Origin of the sequence: Micromonospora parva (assembly GCF_000718515.1) — a bacterium.
GTDB lineage: Bacteria > Actinomycetota > Actinomycetes > Mycobacteriales > Micromonosporaceae > Micromonospora > Micromonospora parva.
In genome coordinates this window covers 156,674-179,653 of the sequence record NZ_JNZS01000015.1, presented here as the reverse complement: position 1 = coordinate 179,653, position 22,980 = coordinate 156,674, and the positions used below count along the sequence as shown (strand labels likewise).

The following is a 22,980-nucleotide window of genomic DNA, read 5'->3' as shown; positions in this document are numbered from 1 at the left end:
TCGTAGACCATGCGGGGTCCTTTCGGGGGCGTGCCGGGCTGGTCAGCCCATGGCGCGCAGCGCGTCGTACAGGGGCTGGTAGAGGGCCCGCACCAGGGAACGGTCGAGCGGGTCGACGGCGCTGGCCGGGTCGAAATACGGGTCGAGCTCGTGGATCATGCTGCGCAGCAGGCTGGTTTCCGGGGTGTCGGCGCCTTTGAAACCGGCCTCGCGGGGGGAGAACGCGCCGTCGACGAAGTAGACGCGGGCGGCGACGCCGCCGCGGACGAGCCGTCCGATGACCTGCCAGATGACGACTAGTTGGTCCCAGGTGAACGAGGATTTCTCGTCGGCGGGCAGGCTGGTCCAGGACAGGCGGCGGGTCAGGTAGCGGTGCCAGCGGCGGCTGGCTTCCTGTCGGAACCGGACGCCGGCCGCGTCCGGGGTGCCCTGGGCGAGGACGAGTTGCTGGAACGGGCGGCCGGCGCCGCGGTATTGGCGCACCGCCCAGTCGTTGATGGCCTGGGTCGCCAGGGTGATGTCGTCGGGCCGGTGGTGCGGGCGGGCCAGGAAGTAGACGCTGCCGATGGCGGCTTTCCCGCCGGGGGTGACGATGTTGTGGCCGCGTTCGACCGACAGCAGCGGAGCGATGAGCAGCTGCCCGCCGGCGTCGGGGAAGGTGGTGATCTCGCCGCGGCGCAGGTAGTGGCGTCCGTGCTGGGTGGACAGGGTGTTCCAGGAGTGGTCGAGGTCGCTGTCGTCGGCGACCAGCACGGTGACGTTGCCGGCCCACTCGGGCTGGCTGTTGAGGTAGGTGCCAGCGTGGGCGGCTTCGGCGTAGCTACCGACCAGCAGCAGGATCCGGCGTCGTTGCGGGTCGGGGATGGCGTCGAGTTCCTGCTGCAAAAGGGAGGTGGCGCCGCCGAGGGTGCGGTCGGGGACGGCCAGGGCGTGCAGCATCTGCTCGAGTTGCTGCGGGCGTCGTTGCGGGTCGACGCCGGATAGGCGCAGGGCTTCGGTGCTGTCGGGCCGGTACAGGAATTCGGTCCGGAACCGGCTCTGCTTAATCGCAGCGATTTCGTGGTCGTGCGGGCGCAGGATCGCGTCCACGGGGGCGTGCAGGTGGTAGCGGCTGGAGCTGCCGGCCCAGCTGGTGGCCGACATGAGCAGCACGTTGGGGCCGGGCCGGTCGTCGATGGCGGGGATGCCGGTCAGTTCCAGCAGCAGTTCCCGGCCGACTCCGTTACAGCGAAAGAACCGCAGCTCGCCGCTCTGCTCCCCGTCGGCGTTACGTTCGCCGGCCTGGAACTGGAAGCCCAGCACGTTACCCATCGGCGACTCGGGCACGATCGGCATGTAGTCCTTGGGCGGGCGCCGGGAGAGCACGTTCGAGGTGGCTTCCAGGTTCAGGGCGGCCTCGACCCGCGGCCACAGGGTGGTGACGAAGTTGAGCCGGTTGTGCAGCACAGCCAACACCAGGGTGAACTCGAACCGGTCGAGGTTGGCCTCCCCGGCGCCCAGCACCGGACTCTCACCGGGCGCGGGGCTGTCGCCGGGTACGAGCTCGCTGATGAGGGTGCGCAGCCGGTCGCGCAAGTAGCGGCGGCCGGTTTCGCCGCGTTGCGCGTGCAGCAGCTCGATGGCGGTGTTAACCAGCGAGTTGACCAGGACGGTGACCGTGTCGTCCGGGCCAGACGGCTGCACCGGGGAGAGCGGGTTGTCGCGGAACCGGTCGAGGACCTGGTCGACGCGGGCCATCGCCGCCCGCTGCCCGGCAAGGCCGGTCTCGTCGCTGTTCTGGTTGCGGCGCAGCTGGGGGAACCATTCGTTGAGCAGCCACTGGTGCAGGGTCATCGCGGAGAAGTAGTCCTGGGTAATCCAGCGGCGCAGCGGCTCGTTGGTGATCAGCATCGAGTAGATGCGGTCGGTGGCGGCGATGACGGTGTTGAGCGCGTTGCCCCAGTCGTCGATGTCGTAGCGCGACAGCTGTAGCCGGGCCTGACGGGCAAGCTCGGTGAGTTTGTGTTTCCCGACTTCGTCCAGCCAGGACTCGCTGCCCTGGGCGACCAGGGTCGCGGCCGGCGCGAACGCGGTGTCCAGCTGCATCTGGACCCGGTCGGCCTCGTCCACGATGATCAGGTCGCTGCGCCGACAGGCGAGCTCGGCGTAGCGGATGGTCTTGCTGGTCAGGTGGGCGGGCACCCGGCTGTGCACGAGCGAGGCCGGGGTGGCGACCCACACCCGGGCGGTGACCAGGTCCCGGGCGCCGTGGTGCCGCGGGCAGGTGTACCAGAGCGGGCACCCTTGCCGGGTCAGGCCCCGTGACCGGCCGCCCGACGGCGTGTCAGCGCCCCCGTCGTCGCTGTCGGGGTCGGGGTCGGGGTAGAGGCGGTCGCACGGGGCTTCGCCGATGCGCAGCGCGCGGCGGGCTTCGAATCCGCGCAGCGCATCCAGCGGGCAGGCGCTGGACAGGTAGGCGAATCCGGGATGCTGGTGGGCCAGCATCGTTTCCGCGCCGGCTTCGGCGCGCCGATGCAGGCGCTGGATGTTGCGTTCCAGGGTGGAATGCCCGAGCACGGGGGCGGCGGGCACGCCGAGCCGGTTGAACTGGGCGGTGACGGTGAGCATCTCGGCGACGTCACCGACGAGGATGGTGATGTGGCGCCGGCAGGCCGGGTCGGTGGCCAGGTGGTAGGTGAGGATGTCCCGGATGGTCGACTTCCCGGCGCCGACCATGCCGACCATGTGCATGAGCTGCTCGATGCGCAGGTCGCCGCTGGGCACGTACTCCCGGGCGGTATTGTCGCGGCTGAACAGCGCCACCCGGTCGAGGCGGCGGGCCCATTGGTTGGTTTTCCCTCTGGTGCGCTCTTCGATGTCGTCCATCGTTGCCGCGGCAGTGGTCAGCTGCTCCCAACTGGCGGTGATCGGCGCCCCTTTGCCCGGGGGCAGCGCGTCGAGGTCGTGGCGCAGCGGCGTGCTCTGTTCGACCAGCACGGCGGGGATCCGGGCTGAGTACCGCTGGTCGCGGACCTGGAAGACGTGCTCGCCCACGCCGGCGATGCTCAGCTGATGCCGTTCCAGCGGCGGCGGTGAGCTCAGCAGCCGATGGAACGTCTCGAACCGGCTGGCGGCGCGGGAGGGCTGCTGCCGGCGGGGCGGGGCGTCGAGGTCGTCGAGGTCGAAGCCGCGCAGCCGGATCTCGACCTCGCGGTAGAGCGCGAGTGAGTTGCGCCAGGTGTAGCGGCGGGCGCGGTCCCACAGGTAGTGCCGGGCCCGGCGGATCATCAGCCGGTCCCGCGGGCTGCGCACGTCGCCGAACGCTTCGCCGTAGGGGTAGCCGCTCAACAGCGTCCACGCGTCGCCGGCGGCCCGGTGCGGCATCACGGTGTGCAGCAGGTAGAGACCCAGCTCGACGTCGAGCAGGTCGCTCAGCTGCAGGCCGCTGCCGGTGCGCGGCCACACCGGGGACAGTTCGGCCATCAGTTCCTTGTGCCAGCTGCTGCGGTCACGCATCGGCGGTCTGCCCGTCGAGGCGGGCCAGGGTCCGCGAGACGTGCCGCAGGAACTGGGTGTCGCTCATCAGCCGCAGCCGAGAGGCCACCTCGGGCGGGCAGTAGTGCTTGAACACGCGCGCGTAATCCTCCCGGTCGGCGAAGCGATAGGCCGGGACCACGAGATACGCCTCGTCGTAGCGGGGCTGATGGCGCAGCGCGGTCGCGGTGTGCCCGAGCAGGGCGGGATTCGCCCGGTCCTTAACGTCGATCGCCCAGACCGCCTTGTTCGGAAGGGTGATCCGCAGGTCGTAGGCGTCGCAGCCAGGCCACATCTCCGCGTGAAGCCCGCGGCGGGCGAGCTCCTTCTGCAGGTCGATCTCGGCGAGGCCCGGCCCGGTGATGAACATCCGCAGCGGCGCCCGCAGCTGCAGGACCCCGCCGGTCGCGGCCGGGTTGATCCGCTCGCCCGGGGTGGGCCGCTGTTCGCGGCGGCATCGGTCGAGTTCGCACCGCCAACCGGTGCCGTACGGTTTGAGCAGGCAGCCGCAGCGGGCGCAGGTGGTGATTGTGCCGTCACCGGCCCGGAACGCCGCGGGGGCGGGCTCGTAGCAGCGCTTGACGGTTTCCATGACCAGCCCCAGCTCCGGCGCCTCACCGATCAGCATGGCCATCCGCACGCCAGTGAGCACCGGATGCTCGACCAGAAGCTGCCGGAACGCCGTGTAGGCGGCCGGCGCGCCCGCGGCCTCGCACTGGATGAACACGTCCCGGATGACCTCGTTCTCGAACAACTCGGCCGCGGCGTCCTGCGCGGGGACGTGCCACTCGTAACAGAGCTGGGTCGGGGTCCGGGTGCCGGCGTCGACGAGGTACTCCTCGACCGGTTCGATGTCGTCCGGAAGCTCCAGCGGCCACTGACCCAGCGGCTTCGTGGCGGCCCACTCGGCCAGCTCGGTCACGCTCGCCGGCGGCGCCGAGCCACGAAGCAGGCTCTGCACCACGACGTGGTTGTAAGCCTTCTGCACGTTGTCCGAGTACACCGGTTCCGGGGTTCGTGCATGCCGGGACAGGTCGATCACGGCAGTCGCGACCAGGCGCAGCAGTTTCACGCCGGAAAACGCGGACAGGTCGGGCGGTGCTGTGGCGGCTGCGGGCACACGGGGCTCCAGGGCTACTCCGGGGCGACGGCGGAGGGACACCATCTACGTACCGGACAGGTACGACAGTTTTCGCCGGGCCGCGCCGGAAAGTCCGTGTCGTCGCGCCAGGGCTGGGCGAGTTTGCGCAGCACCTCGCGCGCTTGTGCCAGATTCGCAGGCTCGTTCGGGTCGAACGGCACCAGATCGGAGGACTCCGGCCGCAACACCTCGAGCTCGATCCGGGCACGGCTGACCTCGCCGCCCAGCAGCCCGGCCGCCAGCACCGTTGTCGCCAACGCGAGCTGCGGGTACAGGTCCAGGAGTGGGCGGGTGCTCGTCGGCCGTTGCGTGGTCTTGGTTTCACGCCAGACCCAGGCGCCCCTGTCTTGATAGACCAGGTCAGGGGTGGCGATGACCATCGCCTGGGCCGAGGTGTCGTGGAAGGCTAAGGTGGGTTCGACGCGCAGCCCGGTACCGGTGTGCAGGGGGCAAACCAGCGCATGGTTGGCCAGCATCTTCACGCCCGCCCGCACCTCACGCTCGTCGAGGTCCCACTTCGCCCACGCGTCGCCCTCGGGCATGTTTGCCGCCGAGCACGGCCCGGTGGCGGCGGCGTGCCGCCGTTCCAAGACCTTGTGGACGGCCTTGCCCAGCCGCGCGTACCGGTCGTACTCGTTGATCTGCGGCAGCCACATCGACTGCAGCCTGTACCGGGCCGGGCAGCGCTCGTAATAGCGCAGATCGCTGACCGACACCTTCCGCAGCGGTGTCCGCGGCCGAGCCACGACGCCGAGCAGATCGCCGGCGCGAGCAACAGCCGGGCAGGCGGCCTTGAGCCTGCATTTCGGGCAGTCGCCGCCCGTCTGCACACCGGAGCCGTTCAGCAGGATAGGGACCTTTTGGCGGCCCTCGGCCTGGTACTTGTCGCGGGCCTGAGCCGCCGTGCCGTCGAACAGGATCTCCCGGGAACCGTCGAACAGCCCGATTTCCAGGACCGTCACCTGTTCGGGCGTCGGCCCGTCGTAGAGCTCGAAAGGCTTGTCCCAATACTCGCCCTTGCGGGCAGCCGAACCGAACGCGGTCACGTAGGCGGCGACCGCGACCTCCGCTTTGGTGCGTCGCGCCGGGTCGGGGCTTTTGGCCCGCAGCAACCGCAGTTCCCGCCGCGAGCCGTCGGCGGACTGGTACCGCCGTCCCCATGACCACAGTTCCCGGATGATGTCGGACTCGTGCTGGATTGCCCATATGTGCCGGTGCGGAAGCAGCGGTGGCCGGTCGGCGGTGGCCGTCAGGTAGGTGTCGACGGCATGGGCGATGTAGCGGCGCGGGTCGGCGTCCACCACCGACGAGAACGTCGCGTCCAGCAGGCCGAGCGCCGCATCGAGTGGCTGCCCGGACTCGACGGCATCGAGCACGTCCATGATCAGACCGAGTACCATCGGTGGTTCGTCGACATCGATGTAGTGCATCGCCCGCAGCCCTGGCCGGGCTTTGACTGCTCGGTGGGTCGGGCAGCTGCGGTCTGCGCCGCTCAGCTGCGACGAGGTGACCCTCAGGAGATTCGGTGATCCCCGCAGTCCCGGTGGCACCGTCCATCCGGGAGCCGGGTCGTCACCGGCTCGCGGCCCAGGCACCAGGCCGACCACCGCCTGGCCGGCTGCGGCTGCGGGCGCCGCCGTTTCCTCACTCACCAGTCCGCCCTTCGACTCCTCCACGCCGTCCGGCGTCGCATTCGAACAGGTGATCGCATAGAGTGAATAGGCAGTCGCTGCATGCGGTCAAGCTAGCAACGCCGAGGTGTCAAGTGAAGGCCGCGACCGTGGGATGGGCGTCAGTCGATTGGCTGATGCTGAACATGCGGCGCCCGCAATGCCGGCCATGCCGGACACGGGCTTCCGGCAGCCCTGCGGACCGTGCAGCTGCATGGCCCGGATAACTCGCAAATGGACTTGGCGTCAAGCAATGTCACCCGAATGCGTGACCCTCTTCTTTCGAGGTTCGCGTGACATTTGCGGAGGCGTGCGCGCGAAATGGTAAATAAACTTGCCACCTGAGTCGGGCCTGCAGGGACCCGCTCGACGCAAATGTGAACCGGGCCGAGCCATCCCACACCGTCACCGCATCGGCGTCGGTCGGCCCGACGATTGCCGGCGATAGGGCGGCACGGGCTTGGGGAGACCATTGATCCCGCTTCTCTGATGGCATGCAGTGAAGATGTCGCACCCCATGCTGGAGCGCATCCTCTGCGAGGCCGAAGTGGGCAACCTATCGTCCGAGATGTTCACTCTCATGCCGCTGATCGCGCGTTGGACAGCGTGGATCTCTGGTTGTCGTTACTCAACTTCCATGTCACGTTGACCGCACTGTGACGGCAGGCGTCGAGGTTGGATCCCAATGGTCCGACGTGATAAAAAAATGCCCCGGGCATCAGGGGGATGACGATGATGGACCGCAGGAGCACGGGCGGAGCAGCCAGACACGAGCGCGGGGCGACGCCGCAGGGTCGCACCAGCGTCGGCGAAACGGTCGCACTCGAGCTGTTGGCGATCCCGCTACTGCCGATCATGTGCCTGTCGGGCATTGAAATTGTCGTTTCCATGGCCCCATCCGAGGCCTGCGTGCCCCCATTCGTGCAGGACCGGTCGGACTGCGGGCCCCAGCCATTGGCCGTGTTTCCGACCGCGTTGCTGGCGGGCGGCTACGCCACGGTGGCTGCTGTCTGGCCTTCAAGGCTAGCCTGCCACTCTGGATGCGGATCCTCGCCTTATCCGTGGCGCCGTTCGCCGCCGCTCCACTTCTCTGGGCGCTGTTTGTCGATCGTCCCTACTGATCACGAACAGCACGGGCCGTGGGGTTGCCGTTCGTAGCACAAAACCCACTGATCTACCGCGATCCGCGCTGACCAGCGAGATCTGGGCTTGTCAGGCCCGTCAAGTATGTGCCGAGGCACGCCAGAGACGATGCGCTCGGTAGCGAAGCGGCTGGGAGAGTGCGCACGAGTCCTTCATGTCGGCCAGTACGTCAAGCAGATCACGGATCGGCCACCCGGAGTCCAACCAGTCGAGTGCCAGCGTCGGCCAATGCTCACCCCACGCGCTGAGGGCGAACCGCACGAGGGCGGGTAGCGGCGTGTCAGTCAGGGGCACGTGAGACAACGCCGCCCTGACGTCGGTCGGGATGCGCTCCAGCAGTGGCAGCAGCCACACCAGCCGGTCCCCGGCCGGATGCACCAACCCGTCGGCAGCGCCCTGGATTAGCCAGGTGCCGACAGCATCCTGCACGAGGAGCAGGCCGTCGTTATTAATCTCCAGCGTTACACGGGGGCGATCGTTGGCGGCGCCCATGCCGAGCATCCTGTCATGCTGCGGTGCGCACACCAAGGGTGGCAGTGATGCTATGGGGCATGAGGCGAGATCGAGGTGGGATCCGACGCTGCTACCGCACAACCCGCCTGATGGCGGCGATCTGGCCGAACCAGTTGCTCAGCCGCGAGATCTTGACCGTGTCGCCGGTTTTCGGCGCCTGGGCGATCAGGTCCTGCCCGATGTACATGCCGACGTGGCGGGGGTTGGCCATGGTGCCATGGCTGCCAGGGATGAAGACGAGGTCGCCGGGTAGCAGGAGCGCCGGGTCGGCCACCGGGGTGCCGACGTTGACCTGGTCGGTGGTGACGCGCGGGATGGAGATGCCGGCTTCCCGGTATGCCGACTGCATCAGCGAGGAGCAGTCGCATTGCTTGTCGGGGTCGCCGGAGTGCGGGTCGGTGCAGGAGCCACCGAAGCGGTACGGCGTGCCGAGCTGGCCGACAGCCCAGAAGAGGGCGGTTGCTACGGCGGGTGGGGTGTTGGCGGGTAACGCGAACCCGGCGGGGAGCGCGTCGAGGGTGTCGGTGGCGCAGTCGGCGAGGGTGTTGGTCAACTGCTCGACGAGGTGCAGGGCGTCGTCGGTCCAGGTGGCGTAGGCGTCGGGGAAGGCGGACACCTGGACGGCTTGCGCGGCCTGGGTGAGCGGCATCGTCTGCCAGCCGGGCACGGTCTGGAGCTTGTCGAAGAACATGCCGGCCTGGTAGGCGGGCTTGGACAGTTGCGCGTTGGTGCCCCAGCCTTGGCTGGGGCGTTGCTGGAAGACGCCAATGGAGTCGTGGTCGTTGCGGTCGCCGAGGTAGGGCAGGTTGCGTAGGCCGGATTCCTGCATGGCGGTGGCGACGGCGACGATCCAGCCCCAGCGGGGTACGCCTTTGGTGACCCCGACGTCGATGATCGTGGCGGCGATGTCGAGTTGCTCAGTGTCCCATCGGCCGGGGCCGGACGGCTGCCCCGAGGGGCGTAGGCCGGGTGGGGCGACGATGGCGCATCCGCCGGGGCCGCCGCCGGTGACGGAGGACAGCAGTAGGAGGGGCAGGCCGAGGCAGGCGATGACGACGACGGTAACGGCGCCGATGATGACCTTTGTCATGGTGGTGACCTCTCGGGATAGCAGGAAGGGGTCGGTCCGCGTGTGGGTGCACGGCTGGACGCCGCGACGTGCGTTCTAGAGGCGGTAGAGAAGGGGGAGCAGCGCGGCGTGGGCCTCGCGCAGGAGACCGGCGATCAGGGTGCTGGCCGGGAGCAGCGGGTGGCCCACTTGACCCAGGTGGCGTAGCACCAGTCCCAGTGGCCGGGCTCTAAGCTGGGTACGTACCAGAGGGCGTTGGCGACATCGAGAGACACGGCGCCGTTTATCTGTGGGGCGAGCAGGGTCATGGGTTGGCTGGCGCAGGTGGCCAGGCAGTGGCAGCCGGGGTTGTTGTAGATCGAGCGTGGTTGGCCGTGGTGGATCGGGCAGCGGCAGTCGCAGGCGTGCTCGCGGACGTTGCGGTGAGTGCGGTGCATAGATGTCTCCCTTGGTCGTCAAGCACGAATAGGTCGTGGGCCGCCCTCGTGGGCGGCCCACGTTGAGCCCTCGGGTCAGTCGGTGGACGTGCCGAGGACGTTGGCGGCTTGGCGGAGCAGGTGCTCGATGACGAGGCTGGCGTCGTGGACGTCGGCGCGGGTGTCGATCTTGGTGGCGTTGTCCCAGTCCCAGGTGCCGTTGGCCATAGCGGCGACGTGCCAGAGGCCGCCGTTACGGTCGAGGAAGAACGCGCAGCCCCGCTGACGGGCCACAAGTGCGAGGGGTTGGGTGGGGCAGGTAATGGTGCAGGCGCAGCCGGGCTCGTTGTAGGTGGTGCGCGGCAGCCGGTGGTGAAGGATGCAGCGGCAGTCGCAGACCCTGCGCCACGGTGGCGTGTGCGTCACGGGTTCCTCCGCAAGGGGTGAATGCGCGTACGCCTGGGTCGTCGCCGGAGTTGGGGCGGCTTCCAAGGCGTACGCGGTGGGATCGGGTTGTGTCAGGCCGTCATGCGTTCGGCGGTGGGATGGCGGAGGTTCTGCTTGATCCGAGGAGCAGGTTGTCCTGGACCTGTCGGGTTTCCTCGACGGTGAGCAGGTAGGCGGGCAGCCGCGGTATGTGTTCGCGCCAGGCGCGGTAGAGGCGGTGGGTTCCGTCGATGAGGAGCGTGGCGGGCGGCTGTTCGTCGACGCTGATCTGCGCCACGATCAGGGGCTCGGCCAGGTCGGTGGTCCTGGCGTAGGTCCGGTTGAGGGCGGTGCTGGTCGGGCCGATGACGCTGGTTGTCCACGGGCTGTCGAGATGCGCGAGGCCGTACGCGGCGGCCCAGGCCGGCACGTCCAGGGGCCGGGTGTCGCGGGGCGACGCCGCGATCAGCGCCTGCGCGGCGTCGATCGAGAACACCCACGGCCCGAAGTGGAACCACTGAGGTAGGCGGGGGCCGGTCACTGGTGGTCCTCTTTCGCGGTGACGCGGGTGTAGATCGCGATGCAGCGCAGGATCAGCTCGTGTGACGGCAGGATCAGCAGCTGTTGCCGCTTGTCGTCGCGGAGCTGGTCCCAGATGAGGATGGTGACGCTGGCCGACCACAGGTCGACGAGGACGCCGTCGATCTTGGCGTGCTGCCGGTTGGCGATGATGCGCCGCAGCGTGTCGATGAGGGTGGGGTCTCCGGGTGGGTGGTTGGCGTCGTCGGGTCGTTGCGCTTCGGGAAGCAGGGTGTAGCAGTCCTCGCAGGTGGACTCGACGCTCGGCGGGTCTTCGGTGTCCCACCGCGGAACATCGGCGGCGGGCAGGCCGCAGACGGACTGTCGGAGGTCGCGGGGGTGGCGGATGTGGCGGATCATCGGCGTGCCGTTCCGTCTGATCCGCGCCGCCTGGTGCTCGGTGCTGCCATGGGCATGTCCGTTCTGTGCGGTCCGGGGCAGCGGTCGGTGGACCGCCGCCCCGAGGGGCCGAGGCGCGGTCAGACCTTCAGTAGGTCGAAGGCGGCCACCTTCAGCTCGCCGACGTTGCCAGTGAGCACCCGGTTGGCGCGGGCGAACTCGTTCTTGGCGGGCTGGTAGTGGTCGAGGTACTCGGTGATGGCCTGGTAGCCGGCCCACCGGGTGCCGGAGATGGCCTTCTGGGTGTCGGCCTCGCGGATCAGGTACTTGAGGGTGCCGAGGCGCTGCTTGGCGTTGTTGCGGGTTTGCTCGGACGCGTTGTCCTTGACCGGCCACACCTGGATGACGATCTTCTCGAACTCGCGCATGGTCAGCTCGGTCTGGAGCATCCGCTCGGCGGCCTTCTCGAAGGTCTCCATGTACTTCCACATCAGGCCCAGCGCCTCGCGGGCCTGGCTGATCTGGGAGTTGACGTTGGAGGTGTGCCGGAACGTGTAGTGCCCGGCAGAGTGGGCGAAGGCGGCGCGTTGGGTGTTGGCGCAGACGACCCGGATCGGGCTGGCGTCCACCCGCAGGGCGGCGGTGCCGTCGTGCGAGGTCGTGCCGATGAGGTAGAGGTCCAGCCGGTCTACCCCGGCGATCTCCATCGCCGTCGGCAGTTTCATCGTGACGAACACCGACTTGCCGCGGCGGAGGCTGCCGGCGGTCTCGAAGTGGGCGCCGCCTACCTGATCGACGAGGCGGTCGAGCAGCTCGGCGCACTGCTCGTTCTGAATCACGGTGTAGTCGGTGCCGACGATGCCCAGGTACTCGGTTGCGCTGGTGACCGGGTTGCGGCGGACCGTCATGCGCTTGTCGTCGGCGGGGATCTGCACCTCGGCTCCGTTGACGATGTCGATGCCGACGGTGCGGATGGTCCGTACGCCCCAGTCGCCGAGTCGGGCGGCGGCCATGATCTCCTCGGCCTTCATCGTGTCCTGGGTGACGGTGCCCAGCTGGTGCCAGGCCGAGAGGCGGGCGCTGGCGAAAGCGGTCGTTCCGTCGGCGAACGTTTCGAGTTCGTGCGGCATGGGTTTCTCCTTCTCGATATACCGTGGGGGCCGAGCGCATCCGCTCGGCCCCCACGATGAGTTGGGGATGGTGCGGGTCAGGACTGCTCGGCGCCGTTGTCGTCCTGCTGGGGTTGCTCCACGGTGGGGCTCGGGTCGGCCTGGGCCGGGTAGATGAAGGTCAGCGGCGCATCGGAGACCAGGAGGATCCGGCCGGCGGCGGCGGCCTTGGTGCAGTTGTTGCGCACCGCCCCGGAGCTGACCGCGCGGCCGAGTTGTGCACTGATGGCGGTGGCGATGTCCTGCGGGCTCATCGGCCGGCCTGGGTTCGCGGTCAGGACGTCGAGGGTCAGCTTCTCCAACTCGCCTCGGCCGAACGGCTGGCTGCCGTCGGCGTTGGCGGTCGCGTCGCTGCGGCGGCCCATGCTCGCGGTGATGCCTGTCGCGCGCGGCGGCGTGCGACGGGGCAGTGTGATGATGTGGATCTCGCCGTCCGATGCGACGACGTGCAGCGTGCCGTCCGGCCGGATCAGGGGCAGCACCGCCGCTGTGGCGCTCGGCGCGGTGGCCAGGCCGCGGATGACCTGGTAGCACAGCGGGCAGCGGGGCGGCTCCGGGTTCGGGTCGACCTCGCTGGCTTTGGTTGGGCCGGCGATCCACCGTTGCGGCAGGCCGGGCAGCCGGCGGGCGGCGTTGGCCTGCTCCATCGCGGTCAGCAGCCGCGAGGCGGTCGGGTGACTGATACCGCTCTCGCCCACGATCAGGTCCAGCGTGGCACCGATGTCCCCGTAGTCGGCCAGGACACCCTTGATGGCCATGACCTTGCGGTCCCCAGGGCGAGCAGGCTGCATGACCGCGACGATCGGTGCCTGCTCGTCCTCGCCACGGTCGGCGTCGTCCACCGTTGCGCCGTCGGGCTCCGTCGCGTCGTCGCTGTCGATCTGGCTGCCCGATTGGTCGGCCGTCTCGGTGTCCGGCGTGTCGACGGCGTCATCGCTGCCGTCGTCCGGTCGATCGTTCTCGGCAGTGGGGCCGTGGACCGCATCGGTGGGCTGGTGGCCTACCTCCATGTGCGGCTGGCCGGCCGTGTTGTCGAGGTCCGGGTCGCCGACGTCGGTCTCGTCGGCCGCGTCAACGGGCGAGAACGTATCGGAGTCGCTCGGCGTGGCGAGGGTCCACCGGGCGGTGGTGCCCTCGGCCGGGTCGGCGTCGGTGTCCACCGCGACGATGACACCGGCGTCGGCCAGGGTTTTGATCGCCTTGTCGGTGGTCGAGCGGGCCTTGCCGGACTTGTCGGCCAACTCGTGGACGTCGCCCTGACCGAGGTCGGTCAGGGCGTCGAGGACAGCCTGCGTGGCAGGCGTCAGCGACAGCTGTTCCATCAGGGTTTCCTTCCATGGGAACTGGTGAGGGACGCCGGGCACGATGGCGTGCCGGGCGGTGGTGCGCCGGGTCGCGGGCAGCGGCCAGCGCGGCAGGCGCGTGAGGTCGTGCGCCGCCGAGGGGTGCTGCCCAGGCGCGACCCGCTGGTCGTGGCGGTGGGTGGTGCCGCCTCGCCCGGTCAGTGGCCGGGGACGGCCTGGTCGGGCTGGAGGTTGTAGAGGCAGTCCTCGGTCGGGTCGCGGTAGATGCCGGCGTCGGGTTGGGACAGCCGCAGCGGGTTGACGCTGCCGGGCAAACGGAGCCTGGCGTCGGACGTGCCGACCTTGATGTTGGTGGTGTGTCCGGCGAGGTTCTGCCGACGGCATGCGTCGGTGTGACAGGACGCCCAGGACCCTGTCACCGGGGTTGACGTAGCACCGCCGCACTGGCCGGCCCGGGTTCGCCTGCGCGTATGCGGCCCGAGCCTCGTCGCCGGTGGGGTGTCGATCCAGTTGCGGGTGTACCGGTACTCCCGGATTAGCTCTCTGATGCTCCGCACCGGTGCGGCGACCGTGCTGATGGAACCGATCAGGTCGACTTTGTTCATCAGGAAGGTGCGCAGCAGGTCCACCGCGAGCGCCAGCTCGGTGCGCAAGTGCCGCAGGTTGGTGGCGGCTTCGGGCAGGTGCGCGGCGGCGGGGCTGGGGTCGGTGGCGTGTTGGTCGAGGGTGCGCTCGGTCGTCGCGGTGATCCAGCGGCTGATCATGTCGAGGTTCGGGATGAGGTCCCCGGCTTCAACTGGTGAGGTGGGCGAGTTCGGCGGGGTCGAGTTGGTCCGGGGTGCGGTTGCGCCAGGTGTCGGAGTGGCGCAGGTGCCACCAGCGCAGCAGGGCTCTGCAGGCCGAGGCGAGGTCACCGCAAGCGGGTAGCGGATACACCGTGGCGAGCGGGGCTCGGTGATGCGGCTGGGCGATGTAGGCGGTCGGCGTCCATCCGTGCTCGGTCTCGGTGACCTCGCCGACGACGCGATCCGGGTAGGGGATGTTGAATGCGCCCGCGGCCTCGGCGTCGGGCACCACCAGCCAGGTGTGTGGGTCGCTGCGCCGTAGCGTCGCCACGCCACGCGACGGGTCGCAGCGCCGCAGCAGGAGGTACCGCTCGTCGCCGTCACCGATCGGCCGGTGGTTGCGCCAGGCGTGGTAGCAGGTGATGAGCGCGGCTCCGAGGACGTTGTGCCGTTCGCGGGCGATGAGCGCGTCGGTGAGCGTCTGGTGGTAGGCGGCGATGTGCAGGTCGACGCGGGCGGCCAACCCTTGCCGGGCCGTCTCGGCGAGCACACCCACTCGGGCGAGGGCCTCATCGAGGCCGGTGGTGCTGTCGGTGAAGTCGCGGGCAGTCCTGTGCAGGATGCGGGCAAGGTCGCCGAGTGGGTCGGGGGTGGCGGTGTCGTGGCGCCACAGGTGCTCGGGCAGGACGTCGTTGGTGTCGGCGGCGATGCGCCGCAGCGCCGGATCGGTCAGGAACACGAGAGTTCTCCTTCGCGGACGGGTTGGGTTGTGGGCATGCCGAGCACCGGTCGCAGCGGGGCTGCGACCGGTGCGGGGTGCTTCAGGTGGTAGGTGGTTAGGCGATGGCGACGGCGCACAGGCGTGCGCTGGAGCGCAGGCCACGCACGTAGGCGCAGGCTTCGTTGAGGAAGCGGAACCGGTCGGCGACGGATTCAGTGGCCGGGGCGAGCAGGCGGCCGTCGGTGGTGATCAGCGCGTCGCCGATCAGCGCGATGCGCCAGTGCAGCCCGACGTAGGTGGCTTCGCCGGCCTGGTAGACGGACAGCTCGTACGGGTCGAAGGAGAGAGCGAGCATCGCCAGGACGCGGGGCTGTTGCTCGAAGCGGCGGCGGGCCTCGGCCACGCTGACCTTGGTCGGGTCGGCGTGGTGCTGGGCGAGGTAGTCCTCGAAGGGGCGGGCCGGACGGGTTGTCGCGGCGATGTGGGTGTTCCAGGCCCGCCAGCGCAGGGCGGCGTAGTGGGAGGCTGTGGCGGCGGTGCCGGTCAGGTCGAGGCGACCCTTGCGGCCTCCGGCGGCCATGGTGACCGCGCCGAAGCGGCGGGCGGCGTCGAGGAGGTAGTAGCCGAGGAATCGGGTCAGCCAGCCGATGAGGCGGCGGTGGCGGACCTGGTAGCGGCGGGCGGGGGTGCCGTTGGCGTGCAGAAGATCGTTGACCTTCTCCGAGGCGGCGAACCAGTCGGCGTCCTCGCCGGGGGCGAAGCAGACGGTGATCACCGAAGCGGTGAGCGGGCGGGGTGTGGGCATGACGGGGTGCTCCCTTCGGGAACAGCGGGCGTGGAGTGGGATGCGCGGTGGTGCCACCGGCGCGCGGCGTCTGGGCCGGGAAAGTTGCCGTGTACGGCGCGGGGCGTGAATCACGAGCCGACCGAGGGTGGGCTGTGGGTGATCCCGCTGGCGCGGGCAGATCCGAGGAGGACCGGACGGGGCGGCGGTGCGAGCAAAGAGAGAAGAAGCTGCACCGTAGCTGTGGGACCTGACAGCGTCAGCGTTGTCAGGAACCTTGACCATGCCGGGTGAGCTGCGCTGACAGGATTCGCCGTGGGAGTGCCAGGGTCTGTCAGGGTACGAAGACACCGTCGTCGTAGTTGGGGTTGTCCGCCACGGGCTGCCCGTGGTCGCTGGGCAGCTCGGCGAGCCGAACCCGAGAGGTGGCGCCTACCGGGAGCCAGACGGCCTCGGCCGGTTCGGCGGTGTGGGTGGCGGTCGCGACCGGTACATCTTCGCGCTGGCCGCGCAGGAGTTGGTGCAGGTGATCTTCGCGTTGCTCGCTGCTGAGCCAGAGCAGCACCGGGTAGCGGGGGCCGCCGCGGCGGATCAGCTGCGCGTACCGGTCGAGTTTGGCCACCACCCGGCCGAGGGGTTCGGTGCCGGTGTCGGCCTCCAGGAAGAACCCCACCGTGGCGTCGGCGACGCTCCACAGGCCGTGACCGTCGGCGGTGATGGTGCGGAACTGCTTGGTGGTCATCGTCTCGGACCACCACCGGTCCAGGCGCGCCTGGGGGTGTTGGCGGGCATGCACGGTGAGCCGGACGAAGAACTCGTTGGCCATGAGCAGGTGGGTCAGGTTCGGGTTGGCCGAGAGCCGGTCGACGCACTGACGGCTGGTACGCAGGGTCGGTTCGGGCCGGCGGTGAGCGGCGGCTTGGAACCGGTGCCCCTGGTGGCCGAGCGTCCAGTGCCACGGCTGGCTACCACCCCCGGCGCGGGCGAACCGGAACCGGTCCAGCAGGCCCAGGGCGGCCAGTTCACCGAGGCGGATCTGACAGGTCCGTCGGGCGAGGAACAGCATGCGGTGAATCTGATCGGTGGTGAGGACCTGGTGGTCATCGAGCAGCTGGAGAAGCCGACGGTCACGGCTGGTGATGTGGGGATAGATGGACAGGAGGGTGACCGGTCGTGACTGCGGCATGTGGATACACCCCTGGAGAGAGAGTCCCATAGGGAGTCTGGATGAGTTGATCTCGGTTCCAGTGCTGGTGTCGGGCGGGTTCGGGCAGGTCAGGCACCTGACAGACCAGGGGCGTGGGACTCGTGTGGGGACTCGTGTCGCGGACACCCCCAGACGAGTCCCCGGTGCCGCACCCAGCCGAGCCCCGATGCGAGCCGGAGTGCTTAGCGGTCACGGTCGGTCATACGCCGCTTCATCGCGGTACGAGCGAGCTGCTGCATCGGCGGCTCACCACCGGTGCGGCCATGCGAGGAAGCGCACTCCTGCCGGATCGCGGTCGCTTCACCCACCAGCGGCGCCGGCGGGTTGGTCACGAAGGTGAACGCGGGTAACTCCCGATTGCCGACCAACAGCCGGGCAGCAGCCGTATAGACATCGAGGTGCGCGAGGTCGTGTTCGTCCAGCTCCGGTTTGGTGTGTCGGGACAGGTCCCGCGCGTCAGCGGGGTCGACGTTGAAGAACAGCTTCGTGCGCGCGTTGGCCGACACCGCCGCGGCGATGTCATTGGGCAGTTGCGCCAGGTCCTGGTGCGCCAGGACGAGCCCGAGCCGGAAGCCGCGGGCCTCGGCCAGCATGTCCCCGACGCTGCCGGGCAGGGTGAGGAAGTTGTGGCACTCATCCACGTAGAGGTTGGCGTCCTTGCGCTGGTCTTCGGGGACGCTGGCGCGGGCGATGGCGGCCTGCCAGACCCGGGCGACGATCATCGAGCCGAGGATGCGGCTGGTCTCCTCGCCGAGGATGCCCTTGGGTAGCCGGCACAGCAGCACCCCGCCGTCAAGGACCTGGCCCATGTCGAACGACGAGTGGGCATTACCGATCACGCTCTTGACGAAGTCTCGCAGGAGGAAGGCCCGGAGTCGGGCGAGGACGGGTGCGATGACCTGGCCCCGGAACTGTTCGTTGATGCCGTCGTACCAGAGCCAGAACCCGCCGAGGCCGTCCGGGTCGTCCAGGCCGTGGGTGAACCGGGCCCGGAAGTCCCGGTCCTGCAACAGCGATGGGACCAGGCTCAGGGTTGGTTTCGCATGGCGCATCAGGGTGAGGCAGGCGACACGCATGGTGTCGTCCATGCGGGGCCCCCACTGGCCTTGAAAGATCTTCGCGAAGATGCCGACGAGGTTGTCCACGGCCAGGTGAGGGTCCCCGCCGTCATCGAGGGGGTTGAAGCAGCCGGGGTTCTCCTGGTCCGGATCGATGATCACGATCTTCTTGGCGTAGGAGGCGGGTAAGCGGTCGAGGATGTCGGTGATGAGGTCTCCACGCGGGTCGATGACCACGGTCCCGCGTCCGGACTTGATGTCGCCGAGAATCATGTTCAGCAGCAGCGTGGACTTGCCGACGCCGGTCTTGCCGACGACGTGCACGTGCTGGCGGGCGTCGGTGACATGCATGCCGATGCTGTGGTGGCCGATCTGTGAGCGGCCCAGCACCTTCACGCCCCGGCCGCCGGAGGGGACCTGCACGGGCGCCGGCACGGCCTTGGCCCGGGCCCGATCGAGGCCCGGGACGGCGAGGTCTTGCGGCAGCGCGGCGAGGGCCGAGAGTTCCGGGACGGTGGCCAGGAACCCGCGCCGCAGCCGCCGTCCGGCGATCGTGGCCACCGGGTGGGGCATCTTCATCCGGCGTAGCCGGTTCGGGCCGGTGTACGCCGCGGCGGCCGAGGCGATGGTATGGCCGAGCCCGCGGAGGCGTTCGCGGACGTGGTTGGCCTGCTCCTTGTTGACTGGTGCGCGGTCGGCGGCGACGGCGAAGCGAACCGCGATCTCGAAGTGCGGCACCCGCACCGCCTTGTCCACGACGCTGCGGGCGTTGGCGGTGGCTACCGGATCCCGTTCGGCTGCCCGCGCCGCTGCGGCGCGCGTCGGGCTGTGCGGCCGGGACGGGCCGGGCAGGAAGACCTCCAGGAGCCACAGCAGAGGCTCGATGGCCAACCGCGCCGCACCCGAGACAGCGTCGGCCGCGATGTCGGGCCGCCCGTGGGGGTGATTGCGGGTGGTGGCCGCCGCCCTGCGGGCCACCCGCACGCGGCGGGCGGGTGCCGGGCGGGCGAGGATCTGCACGCACGCGTGTTCGCGGTGCCGGGCCTCGGCCCCGGCGGCAAGCAACGCCCGAAGCGGGTCGGTGTCGTGCTCGCTGCGCAGCGGCAGCCCGTCGGTGTGCTGCGGCCAGTGCGCCCCGCCCACCTGCTCGCTCACCTGGGCAGGGATCGGCGCGGCGGCATCCGTGGTCGTGAGGGTCGCGGCGGGCCAGGCCGCCCGGACGGCGGCTTCGACCGCGCCGGGCGGCACCGTGCCCGGCACCCAGACCCGGATGGTCAGGGCACGGCCGGTCCAGGTGTATTCCCACCCGACGTGTGGGTACCCGTACATCCTGCGTCGCCACACCGACGGTGTCAGCACGCCCGTGAGCGTCGTCCAGAACGCGGCGGCGGCTTCGGCGGCAACCTCCGGCGGTGCGGCGATGGTCAGCCACCGCGCGCCAGCCGCGAACCGCTGGTGCCGCCAGGTGAGTAGCTGGCCGTGGCCCACCACCGCTGCGACGATCGCGGCGGCGGCGACAACGCCGAGCCATGGCCGGGCGATGATCCAGTGCCCGAGGTCGGTAGGCCACGTCGGGGCGGTCATCAGTCGGCCTCCCCGATCCCGGTTACGGCAAGCCTGTGCTCGGCCGCCGACCCGACCGCGCGGAACGGGATCCGGCTACGACCGGCGACGAGCAGCCCTTCGCCGCGTGGCGCCGACAGCAGCAGCCGCGCCTCCCCGGCGGTCAGGCCGAACGCCTCGGACACCGCGTCGATGGACTGCGTGCTCTGGCGCATCAGGACCTGCGTGGCGGCGTTGGACACCACGGCGAGGCCGAGGTCGGTCGACAGCACGTCGGCCGCGTCCTGGGTGATCACGCACAGGCCGGCGGACCGCTTCCGGGCCGCCTTGGCCATCCGGAACAGAAACCGGCTGCCTTCGCCGTCGCGCATCAGCAGCCAGGCTTCGTCCACCACGACGAGCTGCCGCCGCCGGCGGGCGGCGGTGGCGGGGGTGTCGATGCCCGACCAGATCGAGTCGAGCGCCAGCAGCGTGCCCAGCGTGCGCAGCTCGTCGGGCAGGTGCCGCAGCGACCACACCACCAGGTGCCCTCGCGGGACGGTCGTGGTCGGCCCGTCGAACAGGGTGGCGAAGTTCCCGACCGTCCACGGGGTGAGCCGGGCGGCGAGCTGCCCGGCGGCGGGGTCGTCGTCGGCTGAGAGCGTGTCGGCGAGGTCCCGCAGCAGCGGTGCGGGTTTTGTCCAGGTGGCCGGGTCGCCGTTGATTCCGGCGCGGGCGTAGGTGGCGGTGATCGCTCGGTCCAGGGCGGCGCGTTCGCCGGGCGGCGGGGTCGCTCCGAGCATGACCGAGATCAGGGTGTGCAGGTACAGGCCGCGTCGGGTGAGGGTGTCGGGCCGGTGGTCGGCGGGCAGATCGAGGGGGTTGACCCTGACGCCCGGTTGGCCCAGCTGCACGACCGTGCCGCCGACGTGCTCGGCGAGGGGCGCGTACTCGTCTTCGGGGTCGATGACGGACACGACTGTGCCCTGGTAGAGGTTCCGCAAGACCTCCAACTTGACGAAGTACGACTTACCCGCGCCGGAGCGGGCCAGGACGACCGAGTTGTGGTTGTCCTGCGCCCACCTGTTCCACATCACGACCCCGTTGCTGGTCGTGTTGATCCCGTACAGCAGGCCTTCGGGCGCCGCGATGGTGCCGGGGGCCGGGGCAGCGAGGTCCGCCGCGGCGAGGGGAAACGCCGCCGCGAGGGCGGTGGTGTCGAGGATGCGGCGCATGCGTAGTGCGTCCACGCCGACTGGCAGAGTGGAGATCCAGCCCTGGTGGTGGCGGAAGGTAGCCGGTTGCAGGTCCAGTAGCACGCTGGCGGCGGCGGATTTCACGCCCGCGGTGACGGTGCGCAGCTCGTCGAGGGTACGGGCGTGGATGGTGACGTAGATGCCGGTGTCGAAGAGTTTCGCCGCGCCACGGGCGACGCGTTCAGCGAGGTCGGCAGCGTCGGCTGCGGCCGCCTCGACCATGGGATCACCCAAGCGTCCCTGGTCGGCGTCCAGCCGGCGTGAGGATTCCAGGCGGGCGCGCTGGCGCTTGAGCATCGGCGCGGCCAGTTGCGGCGCCACCGGGTCCAGGTGCACCGAGACGTTGACCCGTGCGGGGTAGGACAGCAGCGGGTCGAGCCAGGCTGGGCCGACCTCGGCCGGATACCCGCACACCGCGTAGGTGGCGGCATACCCGTCGCCGACCTGCACGTGCCACGGCGTGACCGACAACGCGGCGGGGGAGGACATATCCTCGCCAGCCGCGAAACTCATCTTCGGCCTTCTTAACAGGTTCACGATGTGCTCCGCAGGGTGACCGGGGCGCCGGGCACCGCACGCGGACCAGGCACCGGCGGGGAGAACGGATCGACCGCCCCGGCGAGCGCGGAGGCGACAGCCGGCCCGTCCAAAACTGTGGCTTCGACACCGAGCCCGCACAGCGCGCGCACCGCCGCGTCGGCCCCAAGCTCCCCGCTGATGACAGCGAGGACCTGACGGCGCAGCGGATCACGCTGGCTGTCGAGGTCAAGCAGGAACTCGGCGTAGTCGTCGGCGGCGGCCTGCAACGCCGGGTGCGCCAGCCGTGGTGCGTGATCGACGGTCGCCTGCGCGTAGACGGTCAGGTCGTGCCGCTGCGCAGCCACGACGATCTGCGCCGGCCCGGTCAGGCTGTTGAGGAACCGACCAAACCCTTCCAGCAGCGAGCCCTGTTCACCGCCGGTGCGCAGGTGGATATTCGTGGTGCCGCAGGCGATCAGGACCTTGCCGCGGCCCTCACTGGTCAGAAGTCCGGTCGGGCTGACCGCCGTGACGGGAGAACGCAGCGGCGCCGGAAGGCTCGGATTGCCGGCCACGACCGCGATCGAGCTGGCCCGAGCTGCACCAGGGGCGAGAGTGCGCGGCTTGCGACTGAGTACGAACCCGTGCCGCAGCCACACGTCCAGCGGCAGGCCGTCACGGCGGCCGAGCGCCACCACGACCGCCACCGCGAACACGATCGCTCCGGCGACGATCCACGCCACCTGCGGCAGCAGATGCCCGAACGTGCGGTAGACACCGAACCCGACGAGGCCGGCGCCGCCGACGATGCCCAGTTGTCTGAACGTCAGCCCGAACGCGATACGGTCGGGCTCGTTGACGTTGGCCGGGACGACGGCACGCGGAACGTTGTCCTCGATCGTCATCGCCCACCTCGCAAGGCGGCACGTCGCGGCCCACCAAGCGGGAGACGACGGGTGATGCCCTGGATAACCACTGCCCGTAGCAGAACCCCGCCGATGTTCGGCGAGCCCCTGCCCATTGCGTAGCGGCGCATCATCCCGGGGATCTTGACCGTTATCCACAGAACCACCGCGACCAGCAGCAGGTTCAGCACGTCTGAGCTCGGCAGGCCGATCAGGACCGGAATGCTCGCGTCCGGGTCGGTGAGCAGTTGGATGCCGTTGGAGAACGCGACGGCCTGCAGCACGGCCGTGCCGAGGCAGCCCAGCAGGCTGCGCCACCACAGGTCGGCGGTGGGTTGCGTCCAGGGCAGGCCATAGCAGGCCAGCGCGACCGGGGCGAGCCCGGCCAGGATGACCAGCACCGCAACGCGTACGACCCAACCGGTGACGAGGGTGAACATCAGCCCGACGATCAGCAGCCCGATGATCAGGGCGACGAGGGCGTTGGCGGGGTCGATGAGGGCGGCGGCCACGTGGGTGCGGGCCATCGTGACCGCTTGTGTGGTCGGCGCCGCGGTGCCGACCATGGAAACCGTCAACGCGTTGGCGACAGAGATGAGCACGGCGCAGAGCGGGACCGCGACGTTCGACAGGATGAACCCGACGACGAGGCGTGGCAGGAATTCCTTGACGCCGTATCGCATCTCGAACGAACTGCTGGTCATCGTCACGACGCCGGCGGTCAGTAGCGCGAGGATGTAGCAGACGTTGACGACCATCGCGCTCTTCGCGGCGATGGTCTGCACCTGCGGCAAGACGGTGACGTCCGGCGACAGGAACATCCACGACGTCAGATAGGCCAGGAGTCCGCCGAGCAGGTCTTGCAGCCGCTCGGCGAGCCATTCCACCAGGCCATTCATCATCCAGTCGACCATGATCGAT

Annotated in this window: 18 protein-coding genes; all 18 read right to left on the bottom strand. The window is 69.7% G+C overall.

Annotation, left to right across the window (positions count from 1 at the left end; translation table 11 throughout):
* Positions 1-42: 42 nt before the first annotated feature.
* The 18 genes from IF22_RS0121725 to IF22_RS0121635 all read right to left on the bottom strand — a co-directional run bounded on the left by IF22_RS0121725 (position 43) and on the right by IF22_RS0121635 (position 22,973).
* Entirely contained in the window at positions 43-3,495 is a 3,453-nt protein-coding gene (locus tag IF22_RS0121725; protein ID WP_030334834.1) for a pPIWI_RE_Z domain-containing protein, read from the bottom strand.
* Positions 3,488-4,585, bottom strand: a complete 1,098-nt coding sequence (locus IF22_RS0121720) for a pPIWI_RE_Y domain-containing protein (protein WP_245233697.1) — start codon at positions 4,583-4,585, stop codon at positions 3,488-3,490. The genes IF22_RS0121725 and IF22_RS0121720 overlap by 8 nt, the downstream gene beginning before the upstream one ends.
* Before the next feature lie 62 nt (positions 4,586-4,647).
* Positions 4,648-6,084 carry a PD-(D/E)XK nuclease family protein gene (locus tag IF22_RS33270; RefSeq protein WP_051708698.1) on the bottom strand — a complete coding sequence of 479 codons (1,437 nt, stop codon included), beginning with the start codon at positions 6,082-6,084 and terminating at the stop codon, positions 4,648-4,650.
* Positions 6,085-7,545: 1,461 nt separating this feature from the next.
* On the bottom strand, positions 7,546-7,968 hold the full coding sequence (locus IF22_RS0121710; protein ID WP_030334828.1) for a hypothetical protein: 423 nt from the start codon (positions 7,966-7,968) through the stop codon (positions 7,546-7,548).
* Between the two features lie 82 nt (positions 7,969-8,050).
* Positions 8,051-9,070 (bottom strand): C40 family peptidase, encoded by a 1,020-nt coding sequence (locus IF22_RS0121705; protein WP_030334826.1) that lies wholly within the window; start codon positions 9,068-9,070, stop codon positions 8,051-8,053.
* 491 nt (positions 9,071-9,561) lie between these two features.
* Positions 9,562-9,891 carry a hypothetical protein gene (locus tag IF22_RS35125; RefSeq protein ID WP_156057796.1) on the bottom strand — a complete coding sequence of 110 codons (330 nt, stop codon included), beginning with the start codon at positions 9,889-9,891 and terminating at the stop codon, positions 9,562-9,564.
* A 100-nt stretch (positions 9,892-9,991) separates the two neighbouring features.
* Positions 9,992-10,432: a hypothetical protein gene (locus IF22_RS0121690; RefSeq protein WP_030334824.1), complete on the bottom strand. Its 441-nt coding sequence runs from the start codon at positions 10,430-10,432 to the stop codon at positions 9,992-9,994.
* The gene (locus IF22_RS0121685; protein ID WP_030334822.1) at positions 10,429-10,830 is read right to left on the bottom strand and encodes a hypothetical protein; all 402 of its coding nucleotides are present in this window, start codon (positions 10,828-10,830) and stop codon (positions 10,429-10,431) included. The genes IF22_RS0121690 and IF22_RS0121685 overlap by 4 nt, the downstream gene beginning before the upstream one ends.
* Before the next feature lie 119 nt (positions 10,831-10,949).
* On the bottom strand, positions 10,950-11,939 hold the full coding sequence (locus IF22_RS0121680; protein ID WP_030334820.1) for a DUF932 domain-containing protein: 990 nt from the start codon (positions 11,937-11,939) through the stop codon (positions 10,950-10,952).
* Between the two features lie 77 nt (positions 11,940-12,016).
* Positions 12,017-13,300 carry an MSCRAMM family adhesin SdrC gene (locus IF22_RS0121675; protein WP_051708697.1) on the bottom strand — a complete coding sequence of 428 codons (1,284 nt, stop codon included), beginning with the start codon at positions 13,298-13,300 and terminating at the stop codon, positions 12,017-12,019.
* 179 nt (positions 13,301-13,479) lie between these two features.
* Positions 13,480-14,046: a hypothetical protein gene (locus IF22_RS33265; protein WP_245233696.1), complete on the bottom strand. Its 567-nt coding sequence runs from the start codon at positions 14,044-14,046 to the stop codon at positions 13,480-13,482.
* Positions 14,047-14,074: 28 nt separating this feature from the next.
* The gene (locus IF22_RS0121665) at positions 14,075-14,806 is read right to left on the bottom strand and encodes a hypothetical protein (protein WP_030334816.1); all 732 of its coding nucleotides are present in this window, start codon (positions 14,804-14,806) and stop codon (positions 14,075-14,077) included.
* Between the two features lie 97 nt (positions 14,807-14,903).
* Positions 14,904-15,593 carry a hypothetical protein gene (locus tag IF22_RS0121660; RefSeq protein ID WP_030334814.1) on the bottom strand — a complete coding sequence of 230 codons (690 nt, stop codon included), beginning with the start codon at positions 15,591-15,593 and terminating at the stop codon, positions 14,904-14,906.
* A gap of 313 nt (positions 15,594-15,906) precedes the next feature.
* Positions 15,907-16,758: a replication-relaxation family protein gene (locus IF22_RS34640; RefSeq protein WP_030334812.1), complete on the bottom strand. Its 852-nt coding sequence runs from the start codon at positions 16,756-16,758 to the stop codon at positions 15,907-15,909.
* Between the two features lie 203 nt (positions 16,759-16,961).
* Complete coding sequence (locus IF22_RS0121650) at positions 16,962-19,421, bottom strand: type IV secretory system conjugative DNA transfer family protein (RefSeq protein ID WP_030334810.1); 2,460 nt, start codon at positions 19,419-19,421, stop codon at positions 16,962-16,964.
* The gene (locus tag IF22_RS0121645) at positions 19,421-21,148 is read right to left on the bottom strand and encodes a VirB4 family type IV secretion system protein (RefSeq protein ID WP_030334808.1); all 1,728 of its coding nucleotides are present in this window, start codon (positions 21,146-21,148) and stop codon (positions 19,421-19,423) included. The genes IF22_RS0121650 and IF22_RS0121645 overlap by 1 nt, the downstream gene beginning before the upstream one ends.
* Before the next feature lie 20 nt (positions 21,149-21,168).
* Positions 21,169-22,059, bottom strand: a complete 891-nt coding sequence (locus IF22_RS0121640; protein WP_030334806.1) for a PrgI family protein — start codon at positions 22,057-22,059, stop codon at positions 21,169-21,171.
* A complete protein-coding gene (locus tag IF22_RS0121635; RefSeq protein ID WP_030334804.1) occupies positions 22,056-22,973 on the bottom strand; it encodes a TrbL/VirB6 family protein in 918 nt (305 codons plus the stop codon). Before IF22_RS0121635 ends, IF22_RS0121640 begins: the two co-directional genes overlap by 4 nt.
* Positions 22,974-22,980: the final 7 nt, after the last annotated feature.

Coding starts and splice junctions, on each gene's coding strand:
- IF22_RS0121710 (WP_030334828.1), bottom strand. CDS start 7,968: ATGCTCGGCATGGGCGCCGCCAACGATCGCCCCCGTGTAACGCTGGAG.
- IF22_RS0121680 (WP_030334820.1), bottom strand. CDS start 11,939: ATGCCGCACGAACTCGAAACGTTCGCCGACGGAACGACCGCTTTCGCC.
- IF22_RS0121685 (WP_030334822.1), bottom strand. CDS start 10,830: ATGATCCGCCACATCCGCCACCCCCGCGACCTCCGACAGTCCGTCTGC.
- IF22_RS33270 (WP_051708698.1), bottom strand. CDS start 6,084: ATGCACTACATCGATGTCGACGAACCACCGATGGTACTCGGTCTGATC.
- IF22_RS0121645 (WP_030334808.1), bottom strand. CDS start 21,148: ATGAGTTTCGCGGCTGGCGAGGATATGTCCTCCCCCGCCGCGTTGTCG.
- IF22_RS33265 (WP_245233696.1), bottom strand. CDS start 14,046: ATGATCAGCCGCTGGATCACCGCGACGACCGAGCGCACCCTCGACCAA.
- IF22_RS0121705 (WP_030334826.1), bottom strand. CDS start 9,070: ATGACAAAGGTCATCATCGGCGCCGTTACCGTCGTCGTCATCGCCTGC.
- IF22_RS34640 (WP_030334812.1), bottom strand. CDS start 16,758: ATGCCGCAGTCACGACCGGTCACCCTCCTGTCCATCTATCCCCACATC.
- IF22_RS0121640 (WP_030334806.1), bottom strand. CDS start 22,059: ATGACGATCGAGGACAACGTTCCGCGTGCCGTCGTCCCGGCCAACGTC.
- IF22_RS0121660 (WP_030334814.1), bottom strand. CDS start 15,593: ATGCCCACACCCCGCCCGCTCACCGCTTCGGTGATCACCGTCTGCTTC.
- IF22_RS0121725 (WP_030334834.1), bottom strand. CDS start 3,495: ATGCGTGACCGCAGCAGCTGGCACAAGGAACTGATGGCCGAACTGTCC.
- IF22_RS0121635 (WP_030334804.1), bottom strand. CDS start 22,973: ATGGTCGACTGGATGATGAATGGCCTGGTGGAATGGCTCGCCGAGCGG.
- IF22_RS0121650 (WP_030334810.1), bottom strand. CDS start 19,421: ATGACCGCCCCGACGTGGCCTACCGACCTCGGGCACTGGATCATCGCC.
- IF22_RS0121675 (WP_051708697.1), bottom strand. CDS start 13,300: ATGGAACAGCTGTCGCTGACGCCTGCCACGCAGGCTGTCCTCGACGCC.